Source organism: Deinococcus cellulosilyticus NBRC 106333 = KACC 11606 (assembly GCF_007990775.1).
Classification (GTDB): domain Bacteria; phylum Deinococcota; class Deinococci; order Deinococcales; family Deinococcaceae; genus Deinococcus_C; species Deinococcus_C cellulosilyticus.
On sequence record NZ_BJXB01000002.1, the window covers coordinates 332,779 to 340,649 of the forward strand.

The following is a 7,871-nucleotide window of genomic DNA, read 5'->3' on the forward strand; positions in this document are numbered from 1 at the left end:
ACCATTTTGAAGGTCTTCTTTAATTCTTAACTGCTCCTTAACAGCCTGATGCCATACTGCCGATCAACGCAACAAGGAGGAATTCTCATGGACAATGATGATCAACCCATCGGCAAGGTGCTCAGTCGCAGGCAGGCCCTCAGGCTCTTTGGTCTGGCAGGAGGCAGTGCTGTGGGCGCAGCAGCCATTGGACAGGCCCTCGCCCAGCGGCAGACAGGGGCAGGCAGCAGTGCTGGCAGCAGTGGTGTGCAGGGACTTCCGGGTTGTGTGGTCCGCCCAGCCATGACGGAAGGCCCCTACTGGGTGGATGAAAAGCTGAACCGCAGTGACGTTCGAAAGGACACCAGAACCGGAGTCGTTAAAGCAGGGGTTCCCCTCACCCTGGTCTTTCAGGTGTCCCGCGTGGCCCTGAAAACCTGTGAGCCCCGCAGTGGTGTGATGGTGGACATCTGGCACTGTGACGCAGATGGCATCTACTCAGACGCCAGTGACCGCTCTTTTGACACCAGAGGACAGAACTTCCTCAGGGGTTACCAGCTGACCAACGCCAAAGGAGAGGCGACCTTCAAGACCATTTATCCAGGCTGGTACTCTGGCCGTGCCGTGCACATCCACTACCGCCTGCGCACTTTGCAGAATGGCAAGGTCACGGGTGACTTCGCTTCCCAGCTGTTTTTTGATGAATCCGTCACAGACAGGGTTCATGCTGTCAGGCCCTACAAGGACAAAGGAAAACGGGACACCCCAAACAGTTCAGACATGCTGTACAAAAATGGAGGCAGCCAGATGATGCTCAAACTGACGGGAAGTCCCGAGAAGGGGTACACTGCAACTTTTGACATCGGGTTAAACATTGGGTGAGGCTGGGGCGTCTCACAGAAAAAATCTCCGCTGAACCTGAGACCAGAGCAAATGCCTTCCCACAGCAGAAATCAAACATCTGTGATGCGATTGGCTTACGGTTTCAGCATGAGGACCTGTTCTGGTCTGAAATCAGCCTTTTGATCCTGTAAAGTTCTCCATCAAAGTACTGCACATGTCGGTCCACTTTGCCCTCTGAAGTCACACAAAAGGTGAGGGCTTCCTGGTCTTCTGGGTCCAGTTCCACAACCATCCGCTGACCTGACAGGTGAACATTCTTGATGCCTGGGAACCCATTCTGGATGGTCAAAAATCTGATCGAGCGTCCTGAAGCAGGGTCCCTGAGGGAAAGGATGTGGTAGCCATTCCTTCCGAATCCAGTGGACTCAAGGGTGTGAACAATTTCGAAACGCGAGCCTGTGAATGCTTTGACCTGCAATTCGGTGTGGTGGTTCATGAGAAAGGGGTACAGGAACATGACCAGAAAGGTCAGGCCAACCCCCAGAAGGAGCAGCAGCATCAGACGAAGCCAGACCACTTTGGATGCCCTGTTGATCTCGATTGTTTTCATGTCTCAGGTCACCATCCTCCTGGAGGGGCTTTCAGTACGGTTTTGAGGAAATCAAAATACCTGGGGTCTTCTTCAAAGATCTCCGGTCCATCCAGCATCAACGCCCGGGTCAGGTGCTCTGCAGCAGTGATGAAGTCTTCAAGCTCAAAAGCGGTCTCTCCCACCCTGAGCAGCACAAAGGAATTCAGGTACCCTTCTGGCATCTTGAAACATTCCCGGTAGAAGGGCATGGCCTGTTCAAATTGCTGCTGTGCAAAGTGGATTTCTCCAAATCCCACATAAATCCGCATGGCTTCCCAGTAAGCGTGTCTGGGCTCTGGGATGAGTGAAAGGGTCTCTTTATAGACACGGGTGGCTTCTGCAAAAAGATGTTGCTCTTCCAGGCCCAGGGCCTGATCAATCTGTTCATCCACCCGGGCTTTGAGGTCTGCTGGCAATTCCAGGGGTTCAAGTTCCATGGGTTTCTCCTTTTGCGTGCTGGCGCAGACGGGCAAACGACGCTTTCAGCAGGGCTGCACATTCCTTCTCCAGCACGCCTGTGACCACTTCGGGTCGGTGTCCCCAGTGGCTTCTGAGCAGGTCCATGACCCCTCCCAGTGCGCCCATTTTGGGGTTTTTCGCCCCGAAAACCACTTTTGTGATGCGGCTTTCCAGAATGGCTCCCAGACACATTGGACAGGGTTCCAGGGTGACATAGAGGGTGCATCCGGTCAGGTGACCTCCCAGCTTCTCACTGGCCCTGCGGATGGCTTCGAGTTCTGCGTGTCGGGTCATGTCGTGCAGGGCCTCGCACTGGTTGTGGGCGACAGCAAGCACCTCTCCCTGTTGCACGATCACTGCTCCAATGGGGACCTCATCCTGATCTCTGGCCTTCTCTGCTTCTTGCAGGGCCAGTTTCATCCAGTGGACATCTCCTTTAGGGGCTTCAAAGCCTTTACTCCACACGGCAGGAGTCAGACCGATCCAGTGCACCTGCTGGCCTTCTGCCAGAAGCCACACCCGATCCCGATCTGATCTGGGGATTTTCCGGTCGGTCAGCACATCGGAAACCTTGCGGGTGCCTCCAGACAGGCGAATCCGGTCTCCATCCTGGCGGTATCGGAGTTGCCAGTGCTGTGGATATGAAAAATCAGGTCTGGGATACACCTGTGGTGTGGCAATTTTTCCCTGTTGCACAGTCACCTGGTGGTTTCCAGGCAGGGTGAAATGCTGCACGACAGGGGATTTCAGGGCTTCCTGAAGTTGCTCGATGTGCTGATGGTCAAATTCGATTCCGACTTTTTGCAACCAGAGGGCAATCTGCCTGCGCTGAATCGGGTCAGGTTCGCTGTCCCAGCGCGAATAGGGGGTCATTTTGCCAGCAAGATCGAGGAGCAAGGCATCGTCTTCCCTGCTGTAACGGGCAAATCGGGCCAGCGCCTCTTCCACCCGGGGATTGAGCTCCCTCAGGCGGGGCATCACCTCATGCCGGAGGTAATTGCGGGTGTAGGTCAGGTCCTGATTGGACTCGTCTTCTCTCCAGTCCTGACCCAGAGCCTGCAGGTACGCCTGGATGCGGTCTTTGCTGGCGCCAAGCCAGGGGCGGTGAATTCTGCCCTGCTGAGGTGGAATGCCTGTGGCTTTGGATGTACCGCGGACCAGTTGCCAGAGCACCGTTTCGGCCTGGTCGTTCAGGGTGTGGGCGGTGAAAATGCAGTCGGTGCGGTGCTCTTTTGCCGTACGGGTCAGAAAGCTGTACCTCAGTTGCCTTGCGGTTTCCTCGATGCCCTGGCCTTTTTTCCGACTGATGGTGCGGACGTCTGCCCGGGCCACCGCCAGAGGCACATTCAGACGGGCACACAGGTCACGGGCAAACTGTTCGTCTGCGCCTGCGTTCTCTCTGAGTTGGTGGTTGAAATGTGCTGCTGTCACATGCAGTCCTGCTTCCAGGGCTGCCCGCAGAAGTCCCACAGAATCGGAGCCACCCGAGAGGGCAAGAAGCACATGCTGCCCGACATGAGGCTGGAGGGGAATCAGCAGGTCGTTCATGCTTATTCAGCCTACACCATTTGATCTATTTCGAAGTTTATCTAATCAGATTAGAATTGATTTCATGGACATCAAAGAAAACACACCAGGTGCACAGCTGGTGCAAACCCTCTTCCTGAAACAGTCCACACCCTTCATCCAGCACTGCACCGACCAGATGGAGCTGGCCCGGGCAAAAGGAGCCAGAGAGGCTGTCATTCGGGAACAGATCAAAGCCGAGGTCATGAAAACCGCACAACACATGCTGGAATCTGTCCTGATGCAGGTGAGAAAGGCCAGACATGGGAACCCCTGAACAGACCGCTGCCTTCTTCAAAGCCCTCGGGCACCCCTCAAGACTGCTGATTCTGGCCCTGCTCAAACAGAAATCCCGCCACGGTGAGGAGCTTGCAACGCTGCTGAACCTGAGCCCGGCCACCGTCTCGCACCACATGGGTCTGCTGGCAGAGCAGAACCTCGTGACCGCCCAGAAAGACCAGTACTACCAGGTCTATTCCCTCAACACCCGCACCCTGGAGCCATCCATCATGGAACTGCTGAACTTCAAAACCGAAAAAACCCAGACCTACAGCGAAAGAGACAAAGTGCTGCACGCCTTTTTCAAAGATGGCAGGCTGATCAAGTTCCCCTCACAGAACAAAAAGCAACGTATCGTGCTCGAGAAACTCGTGGAAGCCTTCGACTTTGAACGCACCTACACCGAGCTGGAAGTGAACCGCGTATTGATCGAATTCAACGAGGATGTCGCCACCCTCCGCCGCATGATGATCACAGAGGGCCTGATGACCCGCGACAACAGCATCTACCAGCGTGTTCGGCTCCCATCTGCTGCAGAAAAGGCCTGAATTGCCTACAATATCAGGCATGGCTTTGCACGTCGGAGACCCCGCTCCCCCATTTTCTGCCACCAGTGACCAGGGTCAGACGCTTGACCTTGAAGCGTTGCGTGGAAAATGGGTTCTGCTCTTTTTCTATCCAAAAGCCGGTTCACGGGGCTGCAGTGTGGAGGCCAGAGGTTTTGAAACCCTGCTGCCCGATTTCGAGCGCCTGAACACGCAGGTCATTGGCATCAGCACCGACACCGAAGCCCATCAGGCCAAATTCCGTCAGGGCTGCACCTTGCACTTTCCCCTCATTCCTGACAGTGACAAAAAGATCTGCACAAAGTATGGGGTGCTGGGCCTCCTCAGTGTCCTGACCGGACAGGCAGACCGCCAGACCTTCCTGATTGACCCGGAGGGCAAGGTGGCAAGGCACTGGCGTTTTGTGAATCCCTTCAGCCATGCCTCAGAGGTTCTGGAGCAACTTCAGCGTCTGACAGGGTACACTGAGACCCGTGAAAGTCAGAGTTAAAAGCGGCAAAGAAAAGAAACTGCTGAACCATTACCCCTTCGCCTACATCGGGGACCTGATCGAAATTCCCGATCTGGAAGCCGGAAGTGTCGTGGATGTGCACGCAGAAGGCGGCATGTTCATTGGCCGGGCGTACTTCAATCCCTCCGGCAGCATTCCCCTGAGGATGCTCACCCTGAAGCGGGAGAACATCGACGAAAAGTTCTACCGTGCCCGCATCCAGCAGGCCTGGGAGAAACGCAAATCCCGCATGCCCGAAGCCGAAGCCTTTCGTCTGCTGCACGCCGAAGCAGATGGCACCCCTGGTGTTGTTGCGGATTATTTTGGCGGGGTCCTGAGTGTGCAATTCCGCAATGCTGGCGTTGAGAAACACCGGGACATCATTCTGGGTGCCCTGAAGCAGGTGACAGGTGCCGCCGCAGCCTACGAGCGTTCCGACACCGTCGAACGCAACAAAGAAGGCATGAGCCAGACCACGGGAGTCCTCTGGGGAGACCTTCCCCAGGAAGTGGAATTCACCGAAGGAGGAGTCAAATTCTCCTTCAAGCCCCTGGAAAGCCAGAAAACCGGATTCTTCCTGGACCAGCGAGACAACCGCACCCTCATGGCCAGTCTGGTCAAAGAGGGAGACCACTTTCTGGACGTGTACAGCTACACAGGGGGGTTCAGCCTGCACGCAGCAAAGCAGGGCGCAAAGACTCTTGCCATCGACAAAGATGCCACGGCACTCGCCACCCTGGAAAAGGTTGCCCAGAGAAACGGCCTGGACCGCCAGGTGGGCATGCGGCTCGGAGATGCAATCAAGGTGCTTGCTGATCTGCAGAAAGAAAAACGCACTTTCAAGCATGCAGTGTTTGACCCCCCCACCCTCGCGAAACGCAAGGATGACGTTCCTCAGGCCAAACGCATTTTTTCTGAAGGCCTCGGGCACATCTTCAAGATGCTTGAACCCGGTGGCAATGTTCTGGTCAGCACCTGCGCCCACTACATCCGGGTGGAGGACATGCTGGATGCCGCACGCCTTGCCATGGCAGACACCGGACGCACCGCAGAAGTGGTCACCGTGACCTACCAGCCTGCGGACCACCCCTGGATGCTGCTGGTCCCGGAAAGCCTGTACCTGAAATCCATCCTGCTGCGGGTCGATTGACTGTTCCCTTTTCACCCTCGCAGCACAGAGAACTGGTAATTTAAAGCCATGATCGAGTTCACTCCCCCCGAACCCCCAGCATTCGATGCGTCCTGCGCACTGGAGCCCGCATATCGGCTGCTGGACCACTACACCTCCTACCGGACGGATGTCACCGTGGATGGAATGAAACACGAAAACGTGGTGCTGTTCGACTTCCTCAAAACCCTCAGAGACCACCCGGATTATGAAGCAGCGAAATCCAGATTCCTGAAGAACATCGAAGGGGTGCTGGAGCGAGAAGGCGGCAAACTGGAGTGGCTGGAGCGTGACCTGTGACCGAAGAAACCCTGCTGGCCCTCGACAGCTACATCCAGAAGCACTACGCCCACGAGGACCGGGTGTTGAGAGAGATCCTCTCCCGCAGTGAGGCTGCAGGCCTGCGCAACATCCAGCTCAGTCCTGCCCAGGCCAAACTGCTTCACCTGCTGGTCAAGGTCCACGGAGCAAAACGCATTCTGGAGGTCGGCACACTTGGCGGGTACAGCGGCACCTGGCTTGCCCGTGCCCTTCCCGAAGATGGAAAACTCATCACGCTGGAAATTGATCCCCACGCTGCGCAGGTGGCCCGTGAGAACTTTGCAGCTGCAGGCCTCTCCGAAAAAGTGCAGCTGATCGAAGGAGACGCCATCCAGACCATGAAAGGACTGCTGGGTCAGGGCACTTTCGACTTCGTGTTCATCGACGGGCACAAGAGCCAGTACCCCGAGTACTACGAATTCACCATGCGCATGGTGCGCCCCGGCAGCCTGATCGTGCTGGACAACGTGGTGCAACAGGGCAAGGTGCTCGACAGCAGCCTCAGGGACATCCACCACCGCAAGGTTCGGGAACTGAATGCCTTCATTGGCGTTGACCCCCGTGTGGAAGCCATCATGGTTCCAACCTTCACCGCCAAGGGCCTGGATGGTTTTCTGGTGGTGCGGGTGAAGTAGTGGCGGGCCGCCGGCTCGCCCTACGCCCCCCCTCCCTGCACTCGCTTCGCTTGTGCTGTCCCCCTTCAACAGGGACTTTCTTGTCTGCAAGAGCAAAATGTCTAAGGCACCCTGGCCCGCATGCCATCAAAAGCCAGACGCACCCTATCGGGAAGTCTGGCTTCACCTTTTGAAACCCGTCTGGCGTCGATGTCATGGCTCATGTGGGTGAAAATGACCTGCTTTGCGGACTTCACTGCAGCCAGCTGCAGAGCCTCCTGAATGTCGTAAACGCTCCGGTACTGCATGGGGTAAGGTTCCTGCCAGAAGGAGGTGCCCAGAATCAGCAGATCCAGATCCATCATGTGGGTCTGTTCGGTTTCCTCAGGGATGTTGATGCTGTCCGGGCAATACACCCACGAAAAATCTGGACGGTCAAAACGGTACGCATAACTGAACCCGTTGGCACCATGTGGCACCCCGAAGGTGCTGACCTGATAACCTTCCAGCTGCAGACCAGAAGCCACAGGCTTCAGCCAGTCTGGCAGTTTCACGTAGGAAAAGCGGGCTTTGACCATCGGGATGACCTCTTCTGGAGCGTACATGGGCAGGTCACCCCTGGCATAAATTCTGTAATCCAGGAGGTCTCCAAGGCCCAGCACATGGTCATTGTGGGCATGGGTGATCAGCAGCTGATGAATTTCAGTGAAGCCCTCTCGAGTGGTCTGGGCATGAAAATCCGGGCCAGCATCAATGAGGGTGTTCTGTTCTCCCTGAATGAGCAGGCTGGAACGGGTTCTGCGATTGACCCCTGTCTTCCTGGCTTCAGTGCAGATTTCACATTCACAGTAATATCTCGGAACACCTTTTGAATCCGAGGTGCCCATGAAAACAAGTTCTGGCACTTGATCTCCTTGAAAAACAACAACAAGAGAGTCCAGTGACTCCATCTTGA

The 7,871-nt window shown here is 55.9% G+C and carries 11 protein-coding genes; 7 read left to right on the top strand and 4 right to left on the bottom strand.

What is annotated here, in order from left to right:
* Positions 1-87 precede the first annotated feature (87 nt).
* Positions 88-861: an intradiol ring-cleavage dioxygenase gene (locus tag DC3_RS03790; RefSeq protein ID WP_146882458.1), complete on the top strand. Its 774-nt coding sequence runs from the start codon at positions 88-90 to the stop codon at positions 859-861.
* Positions 862-964: 103 nt separating this feature from the next.
* Here the strand turns inward: DC3_RS03790 and DC3_RS03795 are convergent, their stop codons facing one another.
* The 3 genes from DC3_RS03795 to tilS are packed head-to-tail and all read right to left on the bottom strand — an operon-like array spanning position 965 to position 3,460.
* The gene (locus DC3_RS03795) at positions 965-1,432 is read right to left on the bottom strand and encodes a hypothetical protein (RefSeq protein ID WP_146882460.1); all 468 of its coding nucleotides are present in this window, start codon (positions 1,430-1,432) and stop codon (positions 965-967) included.
* Between the two features lie 8 nt (positions 1,433-1,440).
* A complete protein-coding gene (locus tag DC3_RS03800; protein WP_146882462.1) occupies positions 1,441-1,890 on the bottom strand; it encodes a hypothetical protein in 450 nt (149 codons plus the stop codon).
* Positions 1,880-3,460, bottom strand: coding sequence for a tRNA lysidine(34) synthetase TilS (tilS, locus tag DC3_RS03805; protein WP_146882463.1), 1,581 nt, complete (start codon positions 3,458-3,460; stop codon positions 1,880-1,882). Before tilS ends, DC3_RS03800 begins: the two co-directional genes overlap by 11 nt.
* A gap of 64 nt (positions 3,461-3,524) precedes the next feature.
* Here tilS and DC3_RS03810 point away from each other — a divergent pair, with 64 nt between their 5' ends.
* From DC3_RS03810 to DC3_RS03835, 6 genes are read left to right on the top strand one after another with little or no spacing between them, the layout of a single operon-like run.
* Entirely contained in the window at positions 3,525-3,755 is a 231-nt protein-coding gene (locus DC3_RS03810; RefSeq protein ID WP_146882465.1) for a hypothetical protein, read from the top strand.
* Positions 3,742-4,305 (top strand): DUF2087 domain-containing protein, encoded by a 564-nt coding sequence (locus DC3_RS03815; protein WP_146882466.1) that lies wholly within the window; start codon positions 3,742-3,744, stop codon positions 4,303-4,305. The genes DC3_RS03810 and DC3_RS03815 overlap by 14 nt, the downstream gene beginning before the upstream one ends.
* A gap of 19 nt (positions 4,306-4,324) precedes the next feature.
* Positions 4,325-4,813, top strand: a complete 489-nt coding sequence (locus DC3_RS03820; RefSeq protein WP_146882468.1) for a peroxiredoxin — start codon at positions 4,325-4,327, stop codon at positions 4,811-4,813.
* Positions 4,797-5,963 carry a class I SAM-dependent rRNA methyltransferase gene (locus DC3_RS03825; protein ID WP_146882470.1) on the top strand — a complete coding sequence of 389 codons (1,167 nt, stop codon included), beginning with the start codon at positions 4,797-4,799 and terminating at the stop codon, positions 5,961-5,963. The genes DC3_RS03820 and DC3_RS03825 overlap by 17 nt, the downstream gene beginning before the upstream one ends.
* A gap of 48 nt (positions 5,964-6,011) precedes the next feature.
* Complete coding sequence (locus DC3_RS03830) at positions 6,012-6,281, top strand: hypothetical protein (protein ID WP_146882472.1); 270 nt, start codon at positions 6,012-6,014, stop codon at positions 6,279-6,281.
* Positions 6,278-6,937 (top strand): O-methyltransferase, encoded by a 660-nt coding sequence (locus DC3_RS03835; RefSeq protein WP_146882474.1) that lies wholly within the window; start codon positions 6,278-6,280, stop codon positions 6,935-6,937. The genes DC3_RS03830 and DC3_RS03835 overlap by 4 nt, the downstream gene beginning before the upstream one ends.
* 101 nt (positions 6,938-7,038) lie before the next feature.
* Here DC3_RS03835 and DC3_RS03840 read toward each other — a convergent pair whose 3' ends face one another.
* A complete protein-coding gene (locus DC3_RS03840; RefSeq protein WP_246130528.1) occupies positions 7,039-7,821 on the bottom strand; it encodes an MBL fold metallo-hydrolase in 783 nt (260 codons plus the stop codon).
* Positions 7,822-7,871 lie beyond the last annotated feature (50 nt).